Below are 26,573 nucleotides of genomic sequence, written 5' to 3'. Positions count from 1 at the left end.
GGGTGGCGGCGGGCGACGGGCGGGCGGGGGCCGTCAGTCGAGATCGTCGCCGAAGTCGGGGCGGACGCCCTTGGCGAACTGGATCTCGTCGTTGCTGGTGCCGGCCGCGACCATCGGCCACACCATCGCGTCCTGGTGGACGATGAAGTCGATGACCACCGGGCGGTCGTTGATCTCCATCGCCTGCTTGATGACCGCGTCCAGGTCCTCGGGGCGCTCGCAGCGCAGGCCGACGCAGCCCATCGCCTCGGACAGCAGGACGAAGTCGGGGATCCGGGTGCCCTGGGCCGGCGGGGCGATGCCGTCGTGGTCCGGTCCGGAGTGCAGCACGGTGTTGGAGTAGCGCTGGTTGTAGAACAGCGTCTGCCACTGCCGGACCATGCCCAGCGAGCCGTTGTTGATGACCGCGACCTTGATCGGGATGTCGTTCAGGGCGCAGGTGACCAGTTCCTGGTTGGTCATCTGGAAGCAGCCGTCGCCGTCGATGGCCCAGACCACCGCCTCCGGGCGGCCCGCCTTGGCGCCCATCGCCGCCGGGACGGCGTAGCCCATGGTGCCGGCGCCGCCGGAGTTGAGCCAGGTGCCCGGCTTCTCGAAGCGGATGTACTGCGAGCTCCACATCTGGTGCTGGCCGACGCCCGCGGCGTAGACGGCGTCCGAGCCGACCAGCTGGCCGATCCGCTCGATGACCTGCTGCGGGGAGAGCTGGCCGTTCGGGGCCGGCTCGAAGCCCAGCGGGTAGGTCTTCTTCCACTCGTTGAGCTTCTCCCACCAGTCCGCGTAGTCGCCCTTGTGGCCGGCGTCGAACTCGGCCTGGACGGCGACGATCAGGTCGGCCAGCACCTCGCGGGCGTCGCCGACGATCGGCACGTCCGCCGGGCGGTTCTTGCCGATCTCGGCCGGGTCGATGTCCGCGTGGACGATCTTGGCGTACGGGGCGAAGCTGTCCAGCTTGCCGGTGACCCGGTCGTCGAAGCGGGCGCCGAGGGTGAACAGCAGGTCCGACTTCTGCAGCGCGGTGACGGCCGGGACGGAGCCGTGCATGCCGGGCATGCCCAGGTGCTGCGGGTGGCTGTCCGGGAAGGCGCCGAGCGCCATCAGGGTGGTGACGACCGGGGCGCCGGTCAGCTCGGCGAGGATCCGCAGCTCGGCGGTGGCCTGCGCCTTGATCACGCCGCCGCCGACGTAGAGCACCGGGCGCTTGCTGCTGACCAGCATCTTCGCGGCTTCGCGGATCTGCTTGGCGTGCGGCTTGGTGACCGGACGGTAGCCCGGCAGCGCGGTCTCGACCGGCCACCGGAAAGTGGTGGTGGCCTGCAGCGCGTCCTTGGCGATGTCGACCAGGACCGGGCCGGGGCGGCCGGTGGCGGCGATGTGGAAGGCCTCGGCGATCACCCGGGGGATCTCGGCCGGGTCGGTGACCAGGTAGTTGTGCTTGGTGATCGGCATGGTGATGCCGCAGATGTCCGCCTCCTGGAAGGCGTCGGTGCCGATCGCCTTGGAGGCGACCTGACCGGTGATCGCGACGATCGGCACGGAGTCCATGTACGCGTCGGCGATCGGGGTGACCAGGTTGGTCGCGCCGGGGCCGGAGGTGGCCATGCAGACCCCGACCTTGCCGGTGGCCTGGGCGTAGCCGGTGGCCGCGTGGCCGGCGCCCTGCTCGTGGCGGACCAGGATGTGGCGCACCTTGACCGAGTCCATCAGCGGGTCGTACGCGGGAAGGATGGCCCCGCCCGGGATGCCGAAGACGGTGTCCGCGCCCACGGCCTCGAGCGAGCGGATGAGCGACTGGGCTCCGGTCATGGTCTCGGCGACGTGCTGGGGAGCGGGAGCGTGGGCGGCCGGGTTGTCCCCGCGGCGGGGGGATGCGGCGTGCTCGGTCATCTGCCTGTCTCTTCTCGGGTTTTGCCGGCCCGGTGCTGCGGGCCCCGGTAGTGCGAGGGTGGGGGTCCCGGTCCGGGCCGATCGCCGGCTCTGCCTCAATCGTCCCGCTCGATCCGACGATGCGGACTCTTCGGGGCGGTCGGGGCCAGGGGTCTTGCGGGGGGAACAGCGTCAGTGCAACAAAAAACCCCTCGTGCCCAAGGGCATGCGAGGGGTGGCGCGTCGGTCTGTCACGAGCGGGGCGTGCGAGCCCACTCAGCCGACGCGCCCGCCAAGTACGAGAATTCGGGTGCGCATGGCAACGACCTTCCTCCCGTCCGGGGTGGCGTGTCAAGCAGGTGGGATGACCGTCTCGCCATGCGGACCAGCTCCCGGACCGGCGGCGGCCGGGTGTTCGGGCAGGTCGGAGGCCCCGTGGTGAGGTACGACACGGCCCGGCGCGGCGTCCGCGCGGCCACCCGTACGGGTGTCCGCGGCCAGGTACCCGCGGCGGGCGGACAGCGGGCCGAGCGGCTTGGGCAGCGGGTAGCCGCGGCGGGCCAGCGCCCGGCGCAGCCGGGTCTCGTCCAGCGGCGGGGCGAAGGCCGAGCCCTGGGCCAGCCGGCAGCCCAGCTCCTGCAGCGCGGCGACCTGCCGGGGCAGGTCCACACCCTCGGCGGCGGTGATCATCCCGAGGTCACGGCCGAGCCGCAGGGCGTGCCCGGCCAGGGTGCGGCTGAGCGCGGACTCGCCGAGGTCCTGGACCAGCGTGCGGTCCAGCTTGAGCCCGTCCAGCGGCAGCCGGGCGAGCGCCCCCAGCGAGCCGCTGCCGGCGCCGTAACCGGCCAGCCAGGTGGAGACCCCGAGTCTGCGCAGCGCGGCCAGCCGGCGGCCGAGTTCGTCGGCGAGCCGGTCCGGGCCCATCCGGGCCACCTCGATCACCAGCTCGCCGGCCGGCAGCCCGCTGTCGCGCAGCGCCGCGGCCACCGTCTCGTACAGGCCTGGCGAACAGAGCCGCTCGGTGGAGAGCCGGACGGCCACCGGGACGGGCACCGGCGCGCCGCCGCGGCTCCGGCCGCACACCGCCCGCCGGTCGGCGGCGGCCGCCACCGCCTCCTGCACCAGCCAGCGGGAGAACCGGGTCGCCGCGTCGCCGTGCTCGGCCGAGCGCAGGAACTCGGCCGGGGTGAGCAGCAGCCCGCCCGCCGAGCGCCAGCGGGCCTGGGCCTCGACGCCGATCACCGCGCCGCTGGCGAGGTCCACCACCGGCTGGTGGAGCAGGGTGAAGCCGCCCTCCCGGACGGCCACCCGCAGCCGCTCCTCCAGCTCGGTGCGGCGCTCCAGGTCGGCCCGCATCGCGGGGGCGTAGAGCACCACCCGGCCCTTGCCCTCGGACTTCGCCCGGTACATCGCGAGGTCGGCGTTGCGCATCAGCTCGTCGGCGGCGGCCCTGGGGTCGGCGGCCGGGCCGCGCTCGGGGGTGCCGAAGGCGATGCCGATGCTGGCGGCGACGCCGAGTTCGACGCCGCCGATCCAGTACGGCTCGGAGAGCGCGACCCGCAGCCGCTCGGCCAGCTCCTGGACCTGCAGCTTGCCGAGCGGGCCGCAGACCAGGGCGGCGAACTCGTCGCCGCCGAACCGGGCGACGGTGTCCCCGCAGCGCACCGCGCCCAGCAGCCGGCGGGCGGCCTGCACCAGCAGCTCGTCGCCCACCTGGTGCCCGGCGGTGTCGTTGACCGCCTTGAAGCCGTCCAGGTCGAGGAAGAGCACCGCGATCCCGGCGCCCGTCCCGTCCTGCTGGCCGCGGTTGCCGAGGGCGGCGCGCAGCCGCTGGGTGAACAGCGCCCGGTTGGGCAGGTCGGTGAGCGGGTCGTGGAAGGCGTTGTGCTGCAACTGGGCCTGGAGCATGACGCGTTCGGTGACGTCCCGGCTGTTGAGCAGCAGACCGTCGCGGTGCCGGCTGACCGTGGACTCGACGTGCAGCCACTCGCCGACGCCGGAGCTGATCCGGCACTCCACCCGGGCCGAGGTCTCGCCGGTGCCCGGGGTGCGGTGGGCGGCGAGCCGGACCCGCGCGAGGTAGCGGCGGACCTCGGCGAGCACCCGGTCCACGTCCTCGGGGTGCACCAGGTCCAACAGGTTGCCGCCGACCAGTTCCTCCGGGTCCCGCCCGTACACGCCGAGCGCCGCCGGGGAGACGTACGAGAGCACGCCGTTCGCCCCCGCGATCATGATGACGTCACTGGAGCCCTGCACCAGGGAGCGGAAGTGCGACTCCTTGTGGGCGAGTTCCTGGGCCAGTGAGAGGTTGTCGAGCAGCATGACGCCTTGCCTGAGGATCAGTGCCAGCCCGACGGTGCACGCGGCCGCGGCCACCACGCGGTCCAACTCGCGCCCGCCGAGGGCGTTGTAGAGGATTCCCGCGGTGCACACCGCGGCGGCCGCGTACGGGGTGAGCGCGCTGAAGGTGGTGGCCACCCGGCGGCGCGGCAGGCCGCCGGCCGAGGGGTGCTCGCGCAGCGGACGGCGCCAGCGCGAGGACCACGGCGCCCAGGCGAGCAGCAGACTGCCGGAGAACCAGCCGGCGTCCAGCAGTTCGCCGGAGTGGTAGTTGCTGCGCAGCTCCGGGGAGGTGAACAGGGCGTCGCAGGTCACCGTGACGGCGAGCGCGAGCATCGCGGTGTGCACCGCCGCCCGGTTGCCGTCCCGGCCGCCGAAGCGCAGCCCCACCACCAGGCTGACCAGCAGGATGTCCAGCACCGGGTAGGCCAGGTTGAGGGCCAGCCGCAGCGGGGAGCCGCTCTCGCCGGCCGCGATCCGGCCGAGCGCCAGGCTCCAGCTGAGGGTGAACAGCGAGCCGGCGATCAGCCAGCCGTCGAGCAGCAGGCACAGCCAGCCGGCCGCCGAGCGCGGGTGCTGGGCGAGCACCAGCACGCCGGTGATGGCGAGCGGGGCGAACAGCAGGAAGGCGTACTCGGCGAGCGAGTCCTGCGGCAGCGGGATGCGCACGACCAGCTCGTACCAGCCCCAGGTGCCGTTGCCGAAGGCGACCATGAACGAGGAGAGGCCGAACAGCAGCCAGGCCGGGCGGGCGTGGCCGCCGACCGTGCAGCCGTACACCAGGCAGGACAGCGCGGCCCCGAGGGCGGCTGCGGCGAGCCCGAAGTCGCCCATGAAGATGGAGAGTTGGCGTGATCCCCAGCCGGTGGCGGCACCCAGCGCGTAGGCCAGGCAGAGCCCGCCGAGGGCGAGGCCGGGCAGCACGCGGCTCTCCCGGAGCCTGCGCAGCGGGCCACGCCCGGCAGGCGGCGGCGGGTCCGCGGCGGACGCGTCGGTGGGCGGCACGCCCGGTCGTCCGGATCCGGGCAGCACCGTATCGGTGGAGCTCACTCGGCCTCTCCCCCTCCGACCCGGGGCCTGGCGCCCCGGCCACGGGCCACCGGCCGCGCACCTCTCGGACGTACGCGGTGGCCTGGCGCCCCGTCAGGACGGTGGCCCAGGGGGTGGGCGGCCTTCCGGCCACCGCACCGCACCGATGCTCCCGCTCGGGACCCTACACCAATTCCGTCACTCAATGACACGCACACTCAACTTAGAGTAATGGCGACAGAGCGGGGAAATGCACCCGATTCCGACCGATCGGCCCGGTTGGCGGCGGCGCGCGGGCAGGGGCTCACGCGGCGCGCACGGGAGCACGCGACGGCGCCCGACCCCCGGAGCAGTCAAAGGGCCTGTCTCTCGGGTGCTTGCCGGGTCCGACGAAACCCAAGAGACAGGCTCTGTCGCCGACCGTACGGGTACGGTCGGCGACCTGCGGATTCACCGGCCCGAGGGGGCCAGGTCGTCGGGGAACAGCCGCAGCCGATGGGCCAGCGCGGCGGCCTCGCCGCGACCGCCGACCTCCAACTTGCCCAGGATGTTGGACACGTGCACGCTTGCGGTCTTCGGAGAGATGTACAGTTCCTCGGCGATCTGCCGGTTGGTCCAGCCCCGCGCGAGCAACCGGAGCACGTCCCGCTCACGGGGGGTGAGCCCGAACGAGTCCCCGACGGCCTGCACCGGGGCCGCCGCGGCGGCCGGGCGCGCGGCCGGGGCGAGGGTGAGCCCGGCCCGCTCGGCCAGGGCGGCGATCTGCGCCCCGAGCGGCCGGTCGCCCCGGGCGGCCGCCAGTTCGGCCGCCTCGCGCAGCAGTTCGGTCGCGGCCTCCCGCCGCCCGGCCCGCACCTCCGCCTCCGCACCGCGCAGCAGGGCGAGGGCCAACGGGTACGGCAGGCCGGTCGGCCGCAGCTCGGCGATCGCCCGCGCCCACTGCTCGGGCGTGTCCGCGGCCGCGGCACGGGCGAGTTCGGCCTCCAGCAGTCCGGCCCAGCCGCGATGCAGCGGGGACTGCGGCCGCAGTTCGGCGCCCGCCGCGGCGATCGCGGCCAGCACCTCGGCGCGGCCCGCCTCGGTCTCCGGCAGCCCCAGGCTGTCCGCCTCCACCCCGGCGGCCTCCACCAACAGCGGGTAGACGTCGGAGGCGTAGCCGAGCCGCCCCTCCTCCGCGAGCGCGGCGAGCAGTTCGGCCCGGGCCTCCAGCGGCCGTCCGCCGTACGCGGCGATCCGCACCGCCAGCCGGCTGATCGGCACGCTGTGCTGCGGCTGGCCGACCCGGTTGGCCGCCCGGGCCTTCGTCAGCAGGGTCGCCGCGGCGGCGAAGTCCCCCCGCAGCACGGCGAGGTCACCGCGCATCCGGTCCAGGAACTCGGCGTGGGAACCGGTCAGACTGGCCGACTCGCTGGCGGCGAGCAGTTCCTCGGCCTCCCGGACCTGCCCGAGGTCGGCCAGCGCCTCGACCAGGTTGCCGGTCAGGATGTTGCCGATGTTGCGCTGCAGCCCGTTGCCGTCCGCGAACTCCAGGCCCTCCCGGGCCAGCCGGACGGCCTCCTCGGCCCGGCCCAGTCCGCGCTGCATGCTGGCCAGGTTGTTGATGCCGCGCAACAGGAGGTCCGGCACGCCCAGTTGCCGGGCCCGCTCGACCGCCGCCGTCAGCTCGGCCAGCCCGCCCTCGGCGTCGCCCAGGAGGTCGTGGCGCAGGCTGCCGAGGGTCATCCGGGCGTGCACCTCGACCGAGTGGGCGCCGACCTGCTCGGCGATCCGGATCGCCCGCTCGGCCAGTTCCAGGTGCTCGGGGCGGGGCGATCTGACCACCGCGACCCCAGCGGCCAGCGCGAACACCTCGGCCTGCACGGCGGACGGCGGCAGGCCCTCCACCAGCCGGTGCGCGCGGGCGATCTCCTCGTCGTCCCCGGAGCGGCGCAGGTTGCCCAGCATCCGGGCCCGGTTGATCCGGAACCAGGCCGAACGGACCGGGTGCTCCGCCTCGTCGACCAGCCGGAGACCGCGCTTGGCCAGGCTCAGGCCGCGCTCGCGGTCGCCGCAGCGCCGGGCCGCGACCACCGCCTCGGCCAGCACGTCGACCAGCTGGATCCGGTCGCAGTCCGCGTCGGCGGGGCTGTGGTCGCAGGAGCCGGGCGGGTAGGTCTCGGCCCAGTCGTACGGGCGCAGGGTGTGCGCCAGCACCTCCTCGGAGACCTGGTCCCACAGCTCCAGGGCGCGTTCCAGCATGCCGAGTTGCTCGGCGAAGGCGTTGCGGCGGCGGGCCGCGCGGGCGGCGTCCAGGGCGGTCGGCAGGGCGCGGGCCGGGTCGTGCGCGTGGTACCAGTAGTTGGCCAGCCGGGCCGGCAGCGCGTCGGCGGGCACCAGCTGCGGGCGGGCCTCCACGGCGAGCGCGAACTTGCGGTTGATCCGGTGCCGTTCGCCGGGCAGCAGGTCGTCCGAGACGGCCTCGCGGACCAGCGCGTGCCGGAAGCGGTAGCCCTCGCCCTCGCTGTCCGGGCGCAGGATGTTGGCGCCGACGGCCGCCCGCAGCGCCTCGATCAGCGCCTCCTCGTCGTCGGCCAGGACGGCGGCCAGCAGGGCGTGTTCGACGTGCGAGCCGCCCTCGGCGGCGATCCGCACCACCCGCTGGGCCTCCTCGTCCAGCCCCTCGACCCGGACCAGCAGGATGTCCCGCAGCGAGTCGGTCAGCCCGGCGCCGCAGCCGTCCTCGAAGGCGGTGGCCAGTTCCTCGACGAAGAACGGGTTGCCCTCCGAGCGGCGCAGGATCCGGTCCACCAGCTGGCGGTCGGGGGCGGTGGTGCCGAGGATGCCGGCCAGCTGGGCCGCGACCTCGCGGCGGCCGAACCGTTCCAGCTCCAGCCGCTGGACGGTGCGCAGCCGTTCGAGCTCGGCGAGGAAGGGGCGCAGCGGGTGGCGGCGGTGCAGGTCGTCGGTGCGGTAGGTGGCGACCAGCAGCACCCGGGAGCGGTGCAGGGTGCGCACCAGGAAGGCGAGCAGTTCCCGGGTGGAGCGGTCGGACCAGTGCAGGTCCTCGACGGCGAGGACGAGGGTACGCTCCGCGCCGAACCGTTCGAACAGTCTCGCGGTGTGCTCGAACAGCCGGGCCCGGCCGTACTCGTCGTTGGGTTCGCCGTCCGCCTCGCCGAACTCGGAGAGCAGCCGGGCGAGATGACCCTCGCTGCCGGCCGCGGCGGCCTCGAACTCGGCGCCCAGCGAGCGGTGCAGCCGGCGCAGCGCGGCGGCCAGCGGCGCGTACGGCAGGCCTTCGGCGCCGACCTCCAGACAGCTGCCGAGCGTGGTGACCGCACCCCCGTCGGAGGCCCGCTGCAGGAACTCCTCCAGCAGCCGGGTCTTGCCGATGCCGGCCTCGCCACCGATCAGCACGGCCTGCGGGCTGCCGGTGCCCGCCCTGCGCAGCGCGTCGGTCAGTTCGGTGATCTCGCTGCCGCGGCCGACGAAGACGGGACTGACCGATATCTGCTGCATGGAGGCGAGCATGCCATAGCCGGAGCCGCCGGTGAGAGGGGTTATCTCCCGGGGCGAACGCCCGGAGGGGGAGGCGCTCCCCCGCGGCGCCTCCCCCTCCGGAACTCCATCGGCACCGTCGTGGTGCCGCACCGTCAGCACTCCGGCCGACGCACGGGGCGCCGCTGGAAGCGGGCGGCCACCGGACGGCGGCGGAGGCGTCGGGCCTGCCTGGCCTCGCGGACCAGACGCTCGTGCTCGGCGCGGACCTCGAGCTCGTGGGCCTGCTGCTGGATGAGCTGGTACTCGATCACTTCGGGTTCCCCTTCGGGTTTCACCTTCGTTTCCCTGACGAGTAAGAGCTTCCTCCCCCAGTGGGGGGTGCCACATCGGGAGCGTGCCCCATCTTCCGAAGGCCGGATGCCTTAGATGAGGCGCCAGAAAAGGTTTAAGGCCCCGTCTCACCTAGATACATAGGTGAGACGGGGCCTTAGGCCTTACTTAGAGGGCCTTAGATGCCTTAGGCGCCTTAGGAAGGCGGGCTTGACGGCGTAGAGAACCTCAGGCAGAGACGCTCAGCTTCTCCAAGATCAGATCCTTCACACGTGCCGCGTCCGCCTGGCCACGGGTGGCCTTCATGACCGCGCCGACCAGCGCGCCCACGGCCGCGATCTTGCCGTCGCGGATCTTGGCGGCGACGGCCTCGTTCTCGGCGATGGCCTGGTCGACGGCGGCGCCCAGCGCCGAGTCGTCCGAGACCACGGCCAGGCCGCGCTTCTCGACGACCTCGTCCGGCTCGCCCTCGCCGGCCAGCACGGCCTCGATGACCTGACGGGCCAGCTTGTCGTTCAGCTTGCCCTCGGCGACCAGTGCGGTGACCCGGGCGACCTGCGCCGGGGTGATCGGCTGCTCGCTCAGCTCGGTGCCGGTCTCGTTGGCGCGGCGGGCCAGCTCGCCCATCCACCACTTGCGGGCCTGGTCGGCCGGGGCACCGGCCGCGATGGTCTCCAGGATCGGCTCGACCGCACCGGCGTTGAGCACGGACTGCATGTCCTTGTCGGACAGGCCCCACTCGGCCTGCAGCCGGGCGCGACGCACCCGCGGCAGCTCCGGCAGCGCGGCGCGCAGCTCCTCGACCCACTCGCGGGAGGGGGCCACCGGCACCAGGTCCGGCTCGGGGAAGTAGCGGTAGTCCTCGGCGTTGTCCTTGATCCGGCCCGAGGTGGTGGTGCCGTCGTCCTCGTGGAAGTGGCGGGTCTCCTGGACGATGGTGCCGCCGTCGGTCAGCACGGTGGCGTGCCGCTGGATCTCGAACCGGGCGGCCCGCTCCACGCTGCGCAGCGAGTTGACGTTCTTGGTCTCCGAGCGGGTGCCGAAGGTCTCGGTGCCGTTCGGGCGCAGCGACAGGTTGACGTCGCAGCGCATCTGGCCCTTGTCCATCCGGGCCTCGGAGACGCCCAGCGACCTGATCAGCTCGCGCAGCTCGGCGACGTACGCCTTGGCGACCTCGGGGGCCCGCTCGCCCGCGCCGACGATCGGCTTGGTGACGATCTCGATCAGCGGGATGCCGGCCCGGTTGTAGTCGAGCAGCGAGTGGGTGGCCCCGTGGATGCGACCGGTGGCGCCGCCGACGTGGCTGGACTTGCCGGTGTCCTCCTCCATGTGGGCGCGCTCGATCTCCACGCGGAAGGTCGAGCCGTCCTCCAGCTGCACGTCGAGGTAGCCGTTGAAGGCGATCGGCTCGTCGTACTGCGAGGTCTGGAAGTTCTTGGGCATGTCCGGGTAGAAGTAGTTCTTCCGCGCGAACCGGCACCACTCGGCGATCTCGCAGTTCAGCGCCAGGCCGATCTTGACGGCCGACTCCACGCCCACCGCGTTGACCACCGGCAGCGAGCCCGGCAGGCCCAGGCAGGTCGGGCAGGTCTGGCTGTTCGGCTCGGCGCCCAGCTCGGTCGAGCAGCCGCAGAACATCTTGGTCTTGGTACCGAGCTCGACGTGGACCTCAAGGCCCATCACCGGGTCGTACGACGCGAGAGCGTCCTCGTAGGAGACCAGGTTCATGACGCTCACAGCGTCCCTTCTCACTTGAAGCTTGGGAGGTACGGGCCCGGCCGCCGCGCTCGCGCGGGGCCGGGCTAGGGCGTGTCTTGCGGGTCCTTGCCGGCGAAACCCACAAGACACGCCCTGGGCGTCAGCCCAGCAGTACGTCGTCGGAGCCCAGCTGGCGCAGCTCGCGCACCAGCAGGGCGGTGCCGGTGATCAGCGCGGCCGCGCCGACCAGGGCGTTGACCAGCTTGAGGGTGTCGCTCTCCTCGCGGGCCTTGCGGACGTCCTTGACGATGGAGATCGCACCGAAGGCGCTGGTGCCGATGGACAGCCAGAGGCCGGGCTTCGAGTGCTTCCACCCCTTCAAAGAAGCAGACTGGGCCTTGGCCTTCTCGATCTTGCTCACAGTGCCGGTACCTCCTCCAGCAGGGTGTGCCCCCACTTGTCGTTGAGTGCGGCCTCGACGGCACCGCCCACGCGGTACAGGCGGTCGTCCGCCATCGCGGGAGCGATGATCTGCAGGCCGACCGGGAGATTGTCCTCCGGCGCCAGGCCGACCGGCAGCGACATGGCCGCGTTGCCCGCCAGGTTCGACGGAATCGTGCACAGGTCGGCCAGGTACATCGCCATCGGGTCGTCGGCGCGCTCGCCGATCGGGAAGGCGGTGGTCGGCGTGGTCGGCGAGACCAGGACGTCCACGCCGGCGAAGGCGGCGTCGAAGTCGCGCGAGATCAGCGTGCGCACCTTCTGGGCCGAGCCGTAGTAGGCGTCGTAGTAGCCCGAGGAGAGGGCGTACGTGCCCAGGATGATGCGGCGCTTGACCTCGTCGCCGAAGCCCGCCTCGCGGGTCAGCGCGGTGACCTCCTCGGCCGAGCGCGAGCCGTCGTCGCCGACCCGCAGGCCGTAGCGCATGGCGTCGAAGCGGGCCAGGTTGGAGGAGCACTCCGACGGGGCGATCAGGTAGTACGCCGGCAGCGCCAGGGTGAAGGACGGGCAGGACACCTCGACGACCTCGGCGCCCAGCTCGCGCAGCAGCTCCACCGACTCGTTGAAGCGCTGCATCACGCCGGTCTGGTAGCCCTCGCCGGCGAACTCCTTGACGACGCCGATCCGCATGCCGCGGATGTCGCGCATCCTGGCGGCCTCGACCACGGCCGGGACGGGCGCGTCGATCGAGGTGGAGTCCAGCGGGTCGTGCCCGGCGATGGCCTCGTGCAGCAGCGCCGCGTCCAGCACCGTACGGGCGCACGGGCCGCCCTGGTCCAGGCTGCTGGAGAAGGCGACCAGGCCGTAGCGGGACACCGAGCCGTAGGTCGGCTTGACGCCGACGGTGCCGGTGACGGCGCCGGGCTGGCGGATCGAGCCGCCGGTGTCGGTGCCGATCGCCAGCGGGGCCTCGAAGGCGGCCAGCGCGGCGGCCGAACCGCCGCCGGAGCCGCCGGGGATGCGGGTGAGGTCCCACGGGTTGCCGGTCGGGCCGTAGGCCGAGTTCTCGGTGGAGGAGCCCATCGCGAACTCGTCCATGTTGGTCTTGCCGAGGATGACCACACCGGCGTCCTTGAGACGGGTGGTCAGGGTGGCGTCGTACGGCGGGATCCAGCCCTCGAGCATCTTGGACCCACAGGTGGTCGGGATGCCCTTGGTGGTGAAGACGTCCTTCAGCGCGAGCGGGACGCCGGCCAGCGGGCCCAGCTCCTCGCCCTTGGCGCGCTTGTCGTCTACGGCCTTGGCGGCGGCCAGCGCGCCCTCGGTGTCGACGTGCAGGAAGGCATTGACCTTCTTGTCGACGGCCTCGATGCGGTCCAGGTGCGCCTGGGCGACCTCGACGGCGGACACCTCGCCCTTGGCGATGGCGGTGGCCGTCTCGGCGGCCGTCCACCTAATGATCGGAGTGGGGATCATCTCGGTCATCTCGGTCAGTCCTCCCCGAGGATCTGCGGCACACGGAAACGCTGCTCCTCGGCGGCGGGGGCGCCGGACAGCGCCTGCTCCGGGGTGAGCGACGGCCGCACCTCGTCCGCGCGCATGACGTTGGTCAGCGGCAGCGGGTGGGAGGTCGGCGGGACGTCCTGTCCGGCGACCTCGGAAACGCGGGCGACCGCGCCGATGATCACGTCGAGCTGCTCGGCGAAGTGGTCCAGCTCTTCGGGCTTCAGCTCAAGACGCGACAGCCGGGCGAGGTGGGCGACCTCCTCGCGCGTGATGCCAGGCATGCAGCGATCCTCAGGGTGAGTTCTGGTGAGACCCGGCGACGCCTTCGGCGGTGCCGGGCCCGGGCAGGAGCAGCCGGGTTCGGCGCTCCGTCCTCGTGGTCTTTGGACCCATCCTATGGGGCCCGGCCCGGCCACCGGCCAACGAGTGACCTCGGACCCGCGTCACTGGGGCCTGGTGCGGGCCCAACCCGGGTTGCCGGGCGCCGTGATGCCCAGTGGCGCGGCCGGCACCGCCTGGCCCCGCTGCACGGCCTGGACGACGGGCGGCAGCACCGGCGGGAGGGTCGGCGGCAGCACCGGCGGCCGTGTGGCCGACTGAGCGGCCGGCTTGATCACGGTGGGCGGGGTGACCGGCTTGACGAGCGGCGGGAGCTTGGGCGGGGCGCCGAGCCGCTCCGCGGTCGGGGCGCCGGTGGTGCGGTGCACCCGCAGCCAGGCGGTGGCCTGCTCGGCGGGCAGCGCGGCCGAGACCAGCCAGCCCTGGACGGCGTCCACGCCCATGCAGTGCAGCCGCTCCCAGGTCTCGTCGTCCTCGACGCCCTCGGCGACCACGGTCAGGCCGAGCGAGTGGGCCAGCTCCACCGAGCAGCGGACCACCGCCGCGTCGTGGTCGTCGGCGACCATCCGGGAGACGAAGGAGCGGTCGATCTTCAGCTCGCCGACCGGCAGGCTGCGCAGCCGCACCAGTGAGGAGTGGCCGGTGCCGAAGTCGTCAAGGGACATCCCGACGCCGTAGCCGCGCAGCTCGGCCAGGGTGTCGGCGGCGCGCCGGGAGTCGTCCAGCAGCAGCCGCTCGGTGATCTCCAGCTGGAGCGCGTGGGCCGGCACCTGGTGGCGCACCAGGTGCCCGGCGACGCGCTGGGCGAAGCCGGGGTTGAGCACGTCGCGCGGCGAGACGTTGACCGCGACCTGCACCTGCAGGCCCTGGTCGCGCCAGTAGGCGAGCTGGCCGACGGCCGCCTCGAGCACGTAGTCGGTGAGCCGGGGCATCAGGCCGCTGGACTCGGCGAGGCCGACGAACTCGTCCGGCGAGACCTTGCCCTGCCCGGGTCGCTCCCAGCGCAGCAGCGCCTCCAGGCCGACCACCCGGCCGTCGAAGGCCACCTTCGGCTGGTAGTGCAGCTGCACCTCGCCGGTCTCCAGGGCCCGGCGCAGGTCGCCGAGCAGGCCGATCCGGTACGGGGTGTCGGCGTCCTGGGTCTCGTCGTACTGGGCGACCCCGCTGCACCCGCGCTGGGCGTGGCCCATCGCCACGTCGGCGCGGCGCAGCAGCGACTCGGCGTCCGGGGCGCCCTGCGGGTAGACGCAGACGCCGGCGCTGGCCTCCAGCACCAGCAGCAGCCCGTCCAGGCGGATCGGCGCGGCGAGTTCGGCGATCAGCGCCTTGGCCACCCGCTCCAGGCTGTCCGGGCAGGCGATGCCGGGCATCAGGACGGCGAACTCGTCGCCGCCCATCCGGGCCACCATCGGGCGGCCCCGGCGGTAGTGCCGGGGCAGGCCGGCGAAGACGTCGTCGATGGACTCCCGGGTGGCGCTGCCGGCCGGGCCGCCGGAGCGCAGCGCCCGGTGCAGTCGGCGGGCGATGTGAACCAGCAGCCGGTCACCCGCCGTATGACCGAGTGTGTCGTTGAGCGATCGGAAACGATCGAGGTCGAGCAGGATGAGACCGACGCTGCAGCCCTCCTCACGCTCGGCGATCGCCTCCTGGGCGGCCAGCAGTAAGGCCTGACGGTTGGGCAGGTCCGTCAGGGGATCGGTCAGCTGGTCGCGGGCGCGGTCCCGGGCGATCCGCCAGGCCGCCACCAGCACGGCCAGCGGCACCGCGAACAGCGGCAGCAGTTCGGGTTCGTACCGGTAGACCAGGACTGCCAGCGGGATGAGCGGCGCAGCACCGGCCAGCAGCACGCCGAGCAGCAGGACCGCACCCGCCACCCCCTGCGGCGGGCGTGTGGGCGCGCCACCGGTCGTACGATCCATAAGCCCTGTCCTCCGTCGGGCCCGCCCCGTCAGGCCGCCTTACGGTGAGGCACCGTGCCGGTACCGACAGCTGCCGGGCATGGAGCGACCCCGAGGAGCACCGGCTCAGCCGGTGCCCCCACCCCTGCTGACACTCTGTTGCGCTCCAGGGTATGCCGGGGTCCACCCGGTGGGCAGACTTTCGGACAACCGGAAACGCGCTACCGCGCCCGAGTGTCACACAGTGACACAATGCCCGCTTTCACTGGACGGCACCCGGTGACGTTGCATCAGGACGATAACAACACGGATCCGGCCACCGGCCGCTCGGGTCCGCTCCGGATCAGCCCTCGGCGGGGGTGCCGGCGGGATCGGCGGCCTCCTCGGGCTCCGGAAGTCCCAGGTGGGCACGGGCCGCCGACGGTCCGTCGGCCAGTAGCACGGCGAAACCCGCGTCGTCCAGGACCGGCAGTCCGAGCTGAACGGCCTTGTCGTACTTGGACCCTGGATTGTCACCGGCGACCACGAAGTCGGTCTTCTTCGAAACCGAACCGGTCACCTTCGCTCCGCGCGAGGTCAGCGCCTCCTTGGCGCCGTCCCGGGTGTGGCCGGACAGCGTCCCCGTCACGACCACCGTCAGCCCCTCCAGCGGGCGCTCCGCCGCCTCCTCGTCCGCGAACTCCTCGGTGAAGCGGACGCCTGCGGCGCGCCACTTCTCCAGGATCTCCCGGTGCCACTCCTCCTCGAACCACTCCTTGATCGAGCGGGCGATGGTCGGGCCGACGCCCTCGACCGCGGCCAGCTCCTCCTCGGTGGCCGAGAAGACCCGGTCCAGGTCACGGAACTCCCGCGCCAGCTCCTGCGCCGCCACCGGGCCGACGTGCCGAATCGACAGCCCGTTGAGGAAGCGCCAGAGCGGACGCTCCTTCGCCCCCTCCAGGTTGTCCAGCAGGGCCCGGAGCGACTTCTTCGGCTCGCCCTTGGTGGTCGCGAAGAAGAACACCTCCTTCTCCTTGCCGGTCCGGTCGTCCAGCTTGGGCATGCCGGTCTTCTGGTCGCGCACCAGCACCTTGATCGGCAGCAGCTGCTCCTCGGTCAGCCCGAAGACGTCGCCCTCGTTGCGCACCGGCGCCTCGGCCGGCTCCAGCGGCTGGGTCAGTGCGGTGGCCGCGACGTAGCCGAGCCCCTCGACGTCCAGGCATGACCGGCCGCCGAGGAAGGCGATCCGCTCCCGGATCTGCGCCGGGCAGTGCTGGGCGTTGGGGCAGCGCAGATCGATGTCCCCCTCGGACATCTGACGCAGCTCGGTGCCGCACTCCGGGCAGTGCGAGGGCATCACGAAGGCCTGCTCGGTGCCGTCCCGCAGGTCGTAGACCGGGCCGAGGATCTCCGGGATGACGTCACCGGCCTTGCGCAGCACCACGGTGTCGCCCAGCAGCACGTCCTTGGCCTTGACGATCTCCTGGTTGTGCAGCGTCGCGTACTGCACCATCGACCCGGCCACCTTCACCGGCTCGGCCAGCACCGCGTACGGGGTGGCCCGGCCGGTGCGGCCGATGCCGACCTTGATCTCGGCGAGCTTGCCGGTGACCTCCTCCGGCGGGTACTTCCAGGCGATCGCCCAGCGCGGGGACTTGGAGGTGGCGCCGAGCCGGCCCTGCAGGGCGATCTCGTCCACCTTGACCACGACGCCGTCGATCTCGTGCTCGACCGAGTGCCGCTGCTCGCCGAAGTGCTTGATGAAGGCCCGCACTTCGGCCAGGCTCCCGACCACCTTGTTGTGCCGGGCGGTGGGCAGGCCCCAGTCGTGCAGCAGCTGGTACGCGTGCGACTGGTTGTCGATGTCGAAGCCGACCCGGGCGCCGATGCCGTGCACCACCATGTGCAGCGGGCGGGAGGCGGTGACGTGCGGGTCCTTCTGGCGCAGCGAACCGGCGGCGGCGTTGCGGGGGTTCATGAACAGCCGGATCATCGCCCGGGGCCGCTTTCCCTCCTCGGCGCGCTCCTCGTTCTCCTGCCGGCGGCGCTCGTTCTCCTCCGAGAAGGAGGCGTTGAGCGCGATGAACTGCTCGGTCGGGAAGTAGACCTCGCCGCGGATCTCCACCAGCTCGGGGACGTTGTCGCCCTTGAGCCGGTGCGGGATCTCCTTGATGGTGCGGATGTTGGCGGTGATGTCCTCGCCGACCCGGCCGTCGCCGCGGGTCGCCGCCTGCACCAACTGGCCGTTCTCGTAGGTGAGGTTGACGGCCAGGCCGTCCACCTTGAGCTCGCACAGGTAGTGGTAGTCGATGCCGTGCAGCTCGGTGGCGACCCGGTCCGCCCAGGCGCCCAGCTCCTCGTCGTCCATCGCGTTGTCGAGGCTGAGCAGGCGCTCGCGGTGCTCGACCTCGGCGAACAGCTCGGTGGGGGCGCCGCCGACCTTCTGGGTCGGCGAGTCCGGCGTCACCAGGGCCGGGTGCTCGGCCTCCAGCGATTCCAGCTCGCGCATCAGGGCGTCGAACTCGGCGTCGCTGATGACCGGCGCGTCCTGCTCGTAGTACCGGGCGCGGTGGTCGGTGATCTCCTGCGCCAGCTCGGCGTGCCGCCGGCGCACCTCCGCCGGGACGTCCTCCCAGCCCTCGACAGCCGTCACCGCAAGCCCTCCTACGTTCTCATTCCGGGTTGTCCACCAGGCTCTGTGCCGCCCGCGCCGCGAGCGACAGCGCCCTGCGCGCGTACGCCGGGGAAGCCCCGGCGAGCCCGCAGGTCGGCGTCACCAGCACGCGGCGGCCCAGCAGCTCCGGAGCGAACCCGAGCCTGCGCCACAAGGTCCTGACCCCCTGGACACTACCGGCCGGGTCCGACACCGCCTGGTCAGTGGCGGGGACGACACCGGCGAGGATCACCGTGCCGCCCTCCACCGCCTCGCCGAGGTCGTCGTCCTGGCGCTCAGTGAGCAGTGAGAAGTCCAGCGAGATCCCGGCCACCCCGGCCCGGCGCAGCAGCGGGATCGGGACCTCGGGGGCGCAGGAGTGCACCACGACGGGCGCGTCCAGACCGCGGATCAGCTCCCGCAGCACCTCCTCGGCGACCTGCCGGTCGACGGCGCGCAGCCGCTGGAAGCCGCTCGCGGTCTTCACCGCGCCCGCGAGGACGGCGGGCAGCGAGGGCTCGTCCAGCTGGAGGACCGGTTGTGCGCCCGGCACCCGCTTGCGGACCTCCGCGAGGTGGCGGCGCAGGCCCTCGGTGAGCGAGCCCGCGATGTCCCGGCAGGCGCCCGGGTCGGCGAGCGCCTTCTCGCCGTGCTTGAGCTCGATGTTCGCCGCCAGCGTCCACGGGCCGACGGCCTGGATTTTGAGCGCACCCTGGTGGCCCTGGGTGAACTCCTCCAGGGCGTCCAGGTCCTCGCCGAGCCAGGAGTGGGCGCGGCGGGTGTCCCGGCCGGGGCGGTCGGTGAACCGCCAGCCGCTGGGCTCGGTCTGCGCGAACAGCTCGACCAGCAGGCCGGCGCTGCGGCCGATCATGTCGGCGCCCGGCCCGCGTGCGGGCAGCTCGGGCAGGAACGGCAGGTGCTCCAGCGCCCCGGTGGAGGTCTTGGCGGCCTCCCGGGCGTCGGTGCCGGGCAGCGAGCCGACGCCGGTGGCGGCGCCGCGCAGGTCGGGGAAGGGGTGTCCGGTGCTCACCCGTCCGAGCCTAGTGCGCGGCGCCGGGTGGTTCTCAGTGCCCCGGGCGGACGGTGAGGTCGGTGATCTCGGCGTCCCGGGAGGCGTCCAGGGCGGCGAGGATCGCCCTGGCGACGGAATCCGGCTCGATCCAGCGGGCGGGGTCGTACTCCTTGCCCTCCTGCTGGTGCACCTTGACCTGCATCGCGGTGGCGGTGCGGCCGGGGTAGACCGAGGTCACCCGGACTCCGTTGGCGTGCTCCTCCTGGCGCAGCGAGTCGGCGAGCGCCTTCAGGCCGTGCTTGCTGGCCGCGTACGCCGACCACTCGGCGTGGGCGGTCAGGCCCGCGCCGGAGTTGACGAACACCACGTGGCCCTTGGCCAGGCGCAGCGAGGGCAGCATCAGCCGGGTCAGCTCCGCGGGGGCGAGCAGGTTGACGTTCAGCGTCTCCTGCCAGGCCTTGACCGAGAGGTCGCCGACCGTCCCCAGCTCGACGACGCCCGCGACGTGCAGCAGGGAGTCCAGCTCGATCGGCGGCTGCTGGTGCCCGAGGGCCCAGGACAGCTTGCCGGGGTCCCCGAGGTCCCCGACGAGGGTGCGGGCGCCCGGGAAGCGGTCGCGCAGCTCGGCGGCCCGGCGGGCGTCACGGGCGAGCAGCCAGAGCTCGTCCCCGCGCTCGGCGAGGCGTTCCGCGAGGACGGCGCCGATGCCGGAGCCCGCGCCGGTGATCAGATGTGCAGCCATGGCCCCGATCCTCTCAGGCCTTGAGCAGCTCGAACACCTCGGCGGGCGTGTCGGCGAAGCCGACCAGGTCGGCCAGCGGCCGCGGCAGGAAGCCCTCGACGTCCATCCGCTCCAGCTGGGTGCGCAGCCCCGAGTAGAAGCCCTCGGTGTCCAGCAGGACGACCGGCTTCTCGAACATCCCGTGCTTCTTGAGCTCCAGCACCTCGGTGACCTCGTCCATGGTGCCCAGGCCGCCGACCAGGACGACGACGGCGTCCGCCCGAGACGCCAACTCCCGCTTGCGCTCGGCCAGATCGGCGGTCATCACCAGCTCGTCCGCGCCGACGTACCCCTTGTGCTTCAGCATCTCGACCATGATGCCGACCAGCTTGCCGCCCGCCGCCTTCACCTCATCGGCGAGGAGCCCCATCAGCCCGGCGTTCGAGCCACCCCAGACCAGGGTGTGCCCGCCCTCCCCGAGGAGCCGGGCGAACTCGGCGGCGGGGGCGGAGTAACGGTCGTCGAGCGAGTACGCGGAGCAGAAGACGCAGATATTCATAGTGCCGACTGGTCTATCACGCCCGCCCGCCCCCGCTCACCGGCATTACGCGCGGCTACCGGCAGCCTCTAGGGTGCTGCCCCGTGCGTCACCTTGAGATATCCGACCTGATCACGGCGGTGGACCCGCGCGACGGCCGACGGCTCCCGGTCCGGCGCGACGACGTCGTCCGGCAGCTGCGCGAGAGCGGCGACCAGCGCGCGGCCCGGATCGTCGCCGGGCTGTCCGTCGACCAGGGGGGCGCACTCGACCCCGACGCTGTGGACGGCCTGCTCATCAGCGTGCACACCGAACTCCAGCGGCTGAGCGAGGAGCTGAGCATCGGCCGCCGTCTGGTCCACCTGCTCCGCCCGCTCTTCACCGCGATCCGGGCCGGGCAGCCCGGGCCGTACCGGCTCGTCGACATCGGGTGCGGCCTGGGCTACCTGGTCCGGTGGCTCGCGGCCACCGGTTCGCTGGGCCCCGACGTCGAACTGATCGGGGTCGACCTCAATGCCGCACTGGTCGGCGAGGCCGACCGCCTCGCCCGGGAGGAGGGGCTCAACTGCCGCTTCGTGCACGGGAACGCCTTCGAACTGCCGGAGGCCGCTACGGTATACGTCTCCACCGGCGTGCTGCACCACTTCCGCGCCGAATCCCTCACCGAGTTCTTCCAAGCCCAGGCCTCTTCACCCGCGCTCGCCTTCTGCCACTTCGACATCGCCGCGACCCGTCTCGCACCCGTCGGCGCCTGGATCTTCCACCGCGCCCGGATGCGCCACCCACTCGGCCGCCACGACGGCGTCGTCTCCGCGTTGCGCGCGCACACCGACGAGACGCTCCTGCGCGCCGCCGCCGTGCCCGGCATGCGCGCGCTGGTCTACGAGCCGCGCGGCCTGTCGAACCCGTTCTGCACCACGCTGCGCCCGATCCTCGGGGTGCGCCCGCACCTGGAGGAACCGCTGCGCCAGGCCCTCGGCAGGGCCTCCCGCCGTCTGGTCGGCCCCGAGCAGCTCACCGAGGCCACCCGATGACGCCCGCCGTACCTCTCGTCCTGCTCGGCCTGGTCGACGCGGCCTTCAGCGGCTTCCGCGCCTACGCCGGACGCGACGCCCGCATCCGCAAGCACCGGGGCAACCTCCGGGCCGCCGGGCGCGGGCTGGCCGTCGGGGCCGCCCTACTGCTCGGCCCCGCGCTGACCGCCGTCCTCCTGCTGCTCACGGCCTCCGACCAGGAGCGGACCTACGCCACCCTGGCCGCCGGCGGCTGGGGCTACCTGCTCCCACTCACCCTCTACGCCGCGGCCGTCCTGCTCTCCCTCGCCGCCTACTTCACCCTGCCGTTCCGCGCCAGCACCCTCGCCATGGTCATCGGCCTCGGCCCGCTCACCCTGCTGCGCCCCCTCGCCGTCGCCACCGCGTGCCTCGGCACCCTCCTCAACGGCGGCGGCGTGCCCGCCCTGCTGGTCGGCGCGGTCGCGGGCGGCGCCGTCCTGTGCGTCGAGCCCCTGGTGCACCGGCGCTGGTACGGCGAGGTGCGGTAGCGCCCCCCTCACCCGCAGTTCCGGAGCATCAGTCCTTGTAGGGAACGAGCTTCGACAGGCTCAGCGTGAAGCCGAAGGGCTCGGGAATCATGATCGCATCGCCGAACTTCCTGTCGCTGCGGGTGTGATACCGGTCGTGGTCCGGCTCGGAGAACAGCGTCACGGTCTGCTGACGCGGGTCCACGATCAGATAGAGCGGGATGCGCATCACGGCGTAGTCGTGCAGCTTGTCCATCCAGTCGTTGCCCGGGTTGGACGGCGACACGATCTCCACCGCGATCAGAGCTTCCGCGGCTGGGGCCTTGTTGCCCGGCTCGGAGAGGATGTCGATCGGAAGGTAGGTCAGGTCCGGCTCGCGTCCCTTCGAGACGTCCGGGCTGACGATTTCGCTTCGCTCGCTGGGCAGATAGCCCTCAGGAGCATGCTGCTCGAACTGCCTGCGCACCTGGGCCACGTTGAGCTGATGGATGTTGGACGGAGACGCCTGCATGATCAGCGTGTCCCCGGACCATTCGATCCGGACGCCATCCGGGGCGATCCGCTCCAGCTCCTCGATGAAGTCGCGGTGCTGCTCGTAGAAGGTCATGCCGTCCACTATGGCGGACCTCGCCAACACCCCGGCCGGAAGTGCCCGCTCACTGCGGGTCGGCCCGGCGGTTCGCTCAGACCGTGACGGGCCGATCCTCCCGGTGGCCTGCTCGGTGGGCAGGCCACCGGGTCACAACAGCTGTCGGCCGTCGTGGGTTCGGACGCTCGGTGCCGTGTCGTCCCGGAGGGCGTCCAACAGGCGCACGGAGTAGACCTCGGTCATGCGGTCGGAAACCTCGGCCGGTGTGAGCCAGCCGATTTCGACCGTCTCGTCCGAGGGCCGCTCCGCCCCGCTCGCCGGTCGGCAACGGAAGACCAGCGCGACGATCCCGCGGCTCACGTTCTTGTAGACGCCGGTCAGCCGCTCCACGCGGACCTTGATCCCGGTCTCCTCATAGACCTCGCGGCACACGCCGTCCTCGATCGACTCGGTCAGCTCCAGCACCCCGCCCGGCGGCTCCCAGGTCCCGTTGTCGGCCCGCCGGATCGCCAGCACCCGGCCGTCGTCGCGTACCACCGCACCCGCGACGGACACCGAGTGGAGCGGCGTTGACTGGGTATTCCCGGCGCTGTTACTCATGTGCAGGAGGATAGGAGCCCTGATCCGATCCGGGTCTGGGCTGCCTACGGGGTGTCGGCGGCAGCCGCGTTGCAGGTCGTCACCGCCGCACTGGTGCTGATCAACCGCTCCCGCTGAACCCCCGCCCGTCCCGCAGCGCTGAACGGGCGGGCCCGGCCGTCCGCAGCGGACGGCCGGGCGCCCGGGAACGGGACTACGGGTGCTGGAAGAGCACCTCCGGGTTGGCCGCCGACGGGCCGTCGAGCAGGGGCTGGTGGATCCCCTTCAGGGTCTGGTCGAAGAAGGCTCCGACGTACTCCCGGGTCAGTTGCATGCCGCGCTCCGGCGAGGTGGTCGTCCCCGGCGGGAGGGGGATGCCGATCTCGGCGGCCAGGACGGTGACGTCCGTGAAGCTGCCGTGGTTGGTGCCCGTGACGGCCAGCCAGGGCTTGTAGCCGTCCCAGCCGGCCCAGGTCTGGCCCCACGAGGCGTCCCCGCCGCCGGCCGAGTGGTTGCTCGCCTTGCCGAGCAGGAGGAACGAGCGCCCGTCCAGCTTGTCGGTCGGGACCGGCGGCCAGAAGGTGCCGTCCATGTTCACCCCGGCCAGGATCCGGCGGTCGTCGGCCATCGCGTTCAGCGTGGAAGCGCCGCCGATCGAGTGCCCGGCCATGCCGATCCGGTCGCGGTCGATCAGGTGCGCCAGGCGCCAGGCCGGGTGGTGCCCGGTCAGCCGGTCCAGCACGAAGGACACGTCCTTCGCCCGGCTCTCCGGCAGCGCGTCCGGTGCGCCGCTGTCGCACAGCGCGCAGCCCGGGGTGGAGCCGTCGGCGAGGGTCTCGCCGGAGTCCTCGTAGGTGTGGCCGACCAGGGCCACCACGTAGCCGTGGCTGGCCAGGTCGGTCGCCAGGCCGGTCAGCGTGGCGCGGGGGTTCTCGAAACCCGGCGAGAGCACCACCAGCGGGAACTTCCCGCCCGCGGCCTTCGCGCCGGTGTAGGCGTGGGTGTCGATGTTCACGACGTCCTGCGGCTGGAGGCTGGTACCGGCCGGGACGCGCGTCGCCACGAAGCCCTGCGCCTCGCCGAGGCTCATGTACGGAGCGGGCTCGCCGGTGCCCGGCCGGGCCGGGTAGAACATCGACACCGCCAGCTGCCGGGGCCCGGCCGAGGGCGCCCACGGGTCGGGGCGGCTGTTGTCGGTCAGGTGCAACACCTCCTCCCCGACCGCGTACCGCCCGGTGGGACGGGGCAGCTCCCCGTGGAAGGCGGCGGGGGCCGGAGCCTGCGCGGCGACGGCCGGCGCCGGGGCGGCCATGGCGGCCCCGGCGAGCGGGAGCGGAAGGGCGAGGACGAGGGCGGCGACGGCCGCGATACGGCGGGTTCGAGTCATGCCCCCGACGTTAGGTTCGCCGCCCAACTCCCCGAATCAGCCCGGCGGATGCCCTCTCCGGCCCCGGTCATCCGGGTGGTTCAGCGGCGTCATCCCTCCGGATGACGCCGCCATGACCCACTCAGGCGGTGGCCGCCGGTCAGCTCCCGACGGCGTTGACGGCCGGGCGCTCCGTCGTGGCGATGGTGGCGGAGCCGACGACGCGGGTGCCGTCGTACAGCACCACCGCCTGGCCGGGGGCGATGCCGCGGGCCGGGGTGTCGAGGCGGACGTGGAGGGTGTCGTCGACCATGGCGGCCGAGACCGGCACCTCCTCGCCGTGGGCGCGCAGCTGGGCGGTGTAGCGGCCCTCCGCCAACGGCTCGGTGCCGCACCAGCGGGGGCGGATGGCGGTCAGCGCGGTGACGTCGAGGCCCTCGACCGGGCCGACGGTGACGGTGTTGTTCACCGGGGAGATGTCCAGGACGTAGCGCGGCTTGCCGTCGGCGGCCGGGCGGCCGATCCGCAGGCCCTTGCGCTGGCCGATGGTGAAACCGTAGGCGCCGTCGTGCTCGCCGAGCTTGGTGCCGTCGACGTCGAGGATGTCACCGGTGGCGGTGCCGAGGTGCTTGGCGAGGAAGCCCTGGGTGTCGCCGTCGGCGATGAAGCAGATGTCGTGGCTGTCGGGCTTCTTGGCCACGGCCAGGCCGCGGCGCTCGGCCTCCGCCCGGATCTCCTCCTTGGTGGTGTCACCGAGCGGGAAGAGCGAGTGGGCGAGCTGGTCGGCGTCGAGCACGCCGAGGACGTAGGACTGGTCCTTGGCGCCGTCCACCGCCCGGTGCAGTTCGCGCTCGCCGGACGGCAGGTCGACGATGCGGGCGTAGTGGCCGGTGCAGACGGCGTCGAAGCCGAGCGCGATCGCCTTGTCCAGCAGCGCGGCGAACTTGATCTTCTCGTTGCAGCGCAGGCAGGGGTTCGGGGTCCGCCCGGCGGCGTACTCGGCGACGAAGTCGTCGATCACGTCCTCGCGGAAGCGCTCGGCGAGGTCCCAGACGTAGAAGGGGATGCCGATCACGTCGGCGGCCCGCCAGGCGTCCCGGGAGTCCTCGATGGTGCAGCAGCCGCGCGCGCCGGTGCGGAAGGACTGCGGGTTGGCGGAGAGCGCCAGGTGGACGCCGGTCACCTCGTGCCCGGCTTCGACGGCGCGGGCGGCGGCGACGGCGGAGTCGACTCCGCCGGACATCGCCGCGAGCACGCGCAGGCGGCCGGTGGACGGAGTGGTCGGGGCACCCGGGAAGTCAGTCATGGTGAGTACAAGCGTACGGGGCCGCCGGACATGCCCAGAGCCGCACCGGGCTACCGGCGTACGGCCGCCAGCCCGGCGTTGCGCGCCCGCTGCACCGCCGGGCCGATGGCGGCGGCCAGGGCCGTGACGTCCTCGCGCACCGAGGTGTGGCCGAGCGAGAACCGCAGCGAGGCGCGCGCCAGCAGCGGGTCGACGCCCATCGCGAGCAGCACGTGGCTGGGCTGCGGCACCCCGGCCGAGCAGGCCGAGCCGGTGGAGCACTCGATGCCCTGGGCGTCCAGCAGCATCAGCAGGGCGTCGCCCTCGCAGCCGGGGAAGGAGAAGTGGGCGTTGGCGGGCAGCCTGCCCTCGCCCGCCGGGTCGCCGTTGAGCACCGCGTCCGGGACGGCCGCCAGGACGGCGGAGACCAGCTCGTCGCGCAGCGCGCCCAGCGTCACCGCGTGCTCCGCCCGTCGCTCCACGGCGAGCGCCGCGGCGGCCGCGAAGCCGGCGGCGGCGGGGGCGTCCAGGGTGCCGGAGCGCACGTCGCGCTCCTGGCCGCCGCCGTGCAGCAGCGGGACGGGCGCGGCACCGCGGGAGAGCAGCAGCGCGCCGATGCCGAACGGGCCGCCGATCTTGTGCCCGGTGACGGTGAGGGCGGTGAGCCCGGACTCGGCGAAGGAGACCGGGACCTGACCCAGCGCCTGCACCGCGTCGGCGTGCATCGGGATGCCGTACTCGGCGGCCACGGCGGCGAGTTCGCGCACCGGCTGGATGGTGCCGACTTCGTTGTTGGCCCACATCACGGTGACCAGGGCCACCGAGGCGGGGTCGCGCTCGATCGCCGACCGCAGCTCCGCGGGGTGCACCCGGCCGTACTCGTCCACCGGCAGGTACTCGACCGTCGCGCCCTCGTGCTCGGAGAGCCAGTGCACCGCGTCCAGCACCGCGTGGTGCTCGACCGGGCTGCTCAGCACCCGGGTGCGCGCCGGGTCGGCGTCCCGGCGGGCCCAGTACAGGCCCTTGACCGCCAGGTTGTCCGACTCGGTGCCGCCGCCGGTGAGCACGATCTCGCTCGGGCGGGCGCCCAGCGACTCGGCCAGCGACTCGCGGGACTCCTCGACCACCCGGCGGGCCCGGCGGCCGGCCGCGTGCAGGGACGAGGCGTTGCCGACCACCCCCAGGTGCGCCGTCATCGCGGCGATCGCCTCGGGCAGCATCGGCGTGGTCGCCGCATGGTCCAGGTATGGCATAACCATCCGATTGTAGAGGGCATACCCCGGGGCCCCACCAGGTGCGCACCGATCCGGCCACCCCGGCCATCCCGGCCACCCGGCGGACGGACGGCGGCCTCGGGCACTGGTTTGTACCACTGTGCCGCCCAGCGGTTAGCCTGGCGGAC

At 72.9% G+C, this 26,573-nt stretch carries 19 protein-coding genes and 1 pseudogene; 2 read left to right on the top strand and 18 right to left on the bottom strand.

Annotated elements, in window-relative coordinates:
- Positions 1 to 33: 33 nt before the first annotated feature.
- From ACWCYO_RS22330 to ACWCYO_RS22270, 13 genes and pseudogenes are all read right to left on the bottom strand, one after another.
- Positions 34 to 1,887: an acetolactate synthase large subunit gene (locus ACWCYO_RS22330; RefSeq protein WP_270143843.1), complete on the bottom strand. Its 1,854-nt coding sequence runs from the start codon at positions 1,885 to 1,887 to the stop codon at positions 34 to 36.
- Between the two features lie 330 nt (positions 1,888 to 2,217).
- On the bottom strand, positions 2,218 to 5,154 hold the full coding sequence (locus ACWCYO_RS22325; protein ID WP_449785189.1) for a putative bifunctional diguanylate cyclase/phosphodiesterase: 2,937 nt from the start codon (positions 5,152 to 5,154) through the stop codon (positions 2,218 to 2,220).
- Positions 5,155 to 5,685: 531 nt separating this feature from the next.
- Positions 5,686 to 8,733, bottom strand: coding sequence for a helix-turn-helix transcriptional regulator (locus tag ACWCYO_RS22320; RefSeq protein ID WP_449785186.1), 3,048 nt, complete (start codon positions 8,731 to 8,733; stop codon positions 5,686 to 5,688).
- A gap of 134 nt (positions 8,734 to 8,867) precedes the next feature.
- On the bottom strand, positions 8,868 to 9,026 hold the full coding sequence (locus ACWCYO_RS22315; protein WP_270143847.1) for a hypothetical protein: 159 nt from the start codon (positions 9,024 to 9,026) through the stop codon (positions 8,868 to 8,870).
- A gap of 247 nt (positions 9,027 to 9,273) precedes the next feature.
- On the bottom strand, positions 9,274 to 10,782 hold the full coding sequence (gatB, locus tag ACWCYO_RS22310; RefSeq protein WP_449785185.1) for an Asp-tRNA(Asn)/Glu-tRNA(Gln) amidotransferase subunit GatB: 1,509 nt from the start codon (positions 10,780 to 10,782) through the stop codon (positions 9,274 to 9,276).
- A 121-nt stretch (positions 10,783 to 10,903) separates the two neighbouring features.
- A complete protein-coding gene (locus tag ACWCYO_RS22305) occupies positions 10,904 to 11,164 on the bottom strand; it encodes a hypothetical protein (RefSeq protein WP_270143852.1) in 261 nt (86 codons plus the stop codon).
- The gene (gene gatA / locus ACWCYO_RS22300; protein WP_270150994.1) at positions 11,161 to 12,660 is read right to left on the bottom strand and encodes an Asp-tRNA(Asn)/Glu-tRNA(Gln) amidotransferase subunit GatA; all 1,500 of its coding nucleotides are present in this window, start codon (positions 12,658 to 12,660) and stop codon (positions 11,161 to 11,163) included. The genes ACWCYO_RS22305 and gatA overlap by 4 nt, the downstream gene beginning before the upstream one ends.
- A 14-nt stretch (positions 12,661 to 12,674) precedes the next feature.
- Positions 12,675 to 12,971: an Asp-tRNA(Asn)/Glu-tRNA(Gln) amidotransferase subunit GatC gene (gene gatC / locus ACWCYO_RS22295; protein ID WP_030057414.1), complete on the bottom strand. Its 297-nt coding sequence runs from the start codon at positions 12,969 to 12,971 to the stop codon at positions 12,675 to 12,677.
- Between the two features lie 162 nt (positions 12,972 to 13,133).
- A pseudogene (locus tag ACWCYO_RS22290) lies at positions 13,134 to 14,885 on the bottom strand (putative bifunctional diguanylate cyclase/phosphodiesterase); the annotation flags it as partial.
- 385 nt (positions 14,886 to 15,270) lie between these two features.
- The gene (gene ligA, locus ACWCYO_RS22285; RefSeq protein ID WP_449785184.1) at positions 15,271 to 17,559 is read right to left on the bottom strand and encodes an NAD-dependent DNA ligase LigA; all 2,289 of its coding nucleotides are present in this window, start codon (positions 17,557 to 17,559) and stop codon (positions 15,271 to 15,273) included.
- A 19-nt stretch (positions 17,560 to 17,578) separates the two neighbouring features.
- Positions 17,579 to 18,589 carry a methionine synthase gene (locus ACWCYO_RS22280; RefSeq protein WP_270143859.1) on the bottom strand — a complete coding sequence of 337 codons (1,011 nt, stop codon included), beginning with the start codon at positions 18,587 to 18,589 and terminating at the stop codon, positions 17,579 to 17,581.
- Between the two features lie 34 nt (positions 18,590 to 18,623).
- Positions 18,624 to 19,313, bottom strand: a complete 690-nt coding sequence (locus ACWCYO_RS22275) for an SDR family oxidoreductase (protein ID WP_449785183.1) — start codon at positions 19,311 to 19,313, stop codon at positions 18,624 to 18,626.
- 13 nt (positions 19,314 to 19,326) lie between these two features.
- A complete protein-coding gene (locus ACWCYO_RS22270) occupies positions 19,327 to 19,851 on the bottom strand; it encodes an LOG family protein (protein WP_270143862.1) in 525 nt (174 codons plus the stop codon).
- Between the two features lie 83 nt (positions 19,852 to 19,934).
- Here ACWCYO_RS22270 and ACWCYO_RS22265 point away from each other — a divergent pair, with 83 nt between their 5' ends.
- Positions 19,935 to 20,864 (top strand): class I SAM-dependent methyltransferase, encoded by a 930-nt coding sequence (locus ACWCYO_RS22265; protein ID WP_449785182.1) that lies wholly within the window; start codon positions 19,935 to 19,937, stop codon positions 20,862 to 20,864.
- On the top strand, positions 20,861 to 21,373 hold the full coding sequence (locus ACWCYO_RS22260) for a hypothetical protein (protein ID WP_449785181.1): 513 nt from the start codon (positions 20,861 to 20,863) through the stop codon (positions 21,371 to 21,373). Before ACWCYO_RS22265 ends, ACWCYO_RS22260 begins: the two co-directional genes overlap by 4 nt.
- A 28-nt stretch (positions 21,374 to 21,401) precedes the next feature.
- On the opposite strand, the gene ACWCYO_RS22255 is transcribed toward ACWCYO_RS22260, so the two are convergent.
- The 5 genes from ACWCYO_RS22255 to ACWCYO_RS22235 form a co-directional block, all read right to left on the bottom strand.
- On the bottom strand, positions 21,402 to 21,959 hold the full coding sequence (locus tag ACWCYO_RS22255; protein ID WP_449785180.1) for a Uma2 family endonuclease: 558 nt from the start codon (positions 21,957 to 21,959) through the stop codon (positions 21,402 to 21,404).
- Positions 21,960 to 22,091: 132 nt separating this feature from the next.
- Positions 22,092 to 22,553 (bottom strand): NUDIX hydrolase, encoded by a 462-nt coding sequence (locus ACWCYO_RS22250; RefSeq protein WP_449785188.1) that lies wholly within the window; start codon positions 22,551 to 22,553, stop codon positions 22,092 to 22,094.
- Between the two features lie 181 nt (positions 22,554 to 22,734).
- Entirely contained in the window at positions 22,735 to 23,907 is a 1,173-nt protein-coding gene (locus ACWCYO_RS22245; protein ID WP_449785179.1) for an alpha/beta hydrolase family protein, read from the bottom strand.
- Positions 23,908 to 24,046: 139 nt separating this feature from the next.
- The gene (gene mnmA / locus ACWCYO_RS22240) at positions 24,047 to 25,192 is read right to left on the bottom strand and encodes a tRNA 2-thiouridine(34) synthase MnmA (RefSeq protein WP_270143869.1); all 1,146 of its coding nucleotides are present in this window, start codon (positions 25,190 to 25,192) and stop codon (positions 24,047 to 24,049) included.
- A gap of 50 nt (positions 25,193 to 25,242) precedes the next feature.
- On the bottom strand, positions 25,243 to 26,424 hold the full coding sequence (locus ACWCYO_RS22235) for a cysteine desulfurase family protein (protein ID WP_449785178.1): 1,182 nt from the start codon (positions 26,422 to 26,424) through the stop codon (positions 25,243 to 25,245).
- Between the last annotated feature and the right edge of the window lie 149 nt (positions 26,425 to 26,573).

This window comes from Kitasatospora sp. NPDC001683, assembly GCF_053596495.1.
This window is presented reverse-complemented; position numbering and strand designations above follow the sequence as displayed.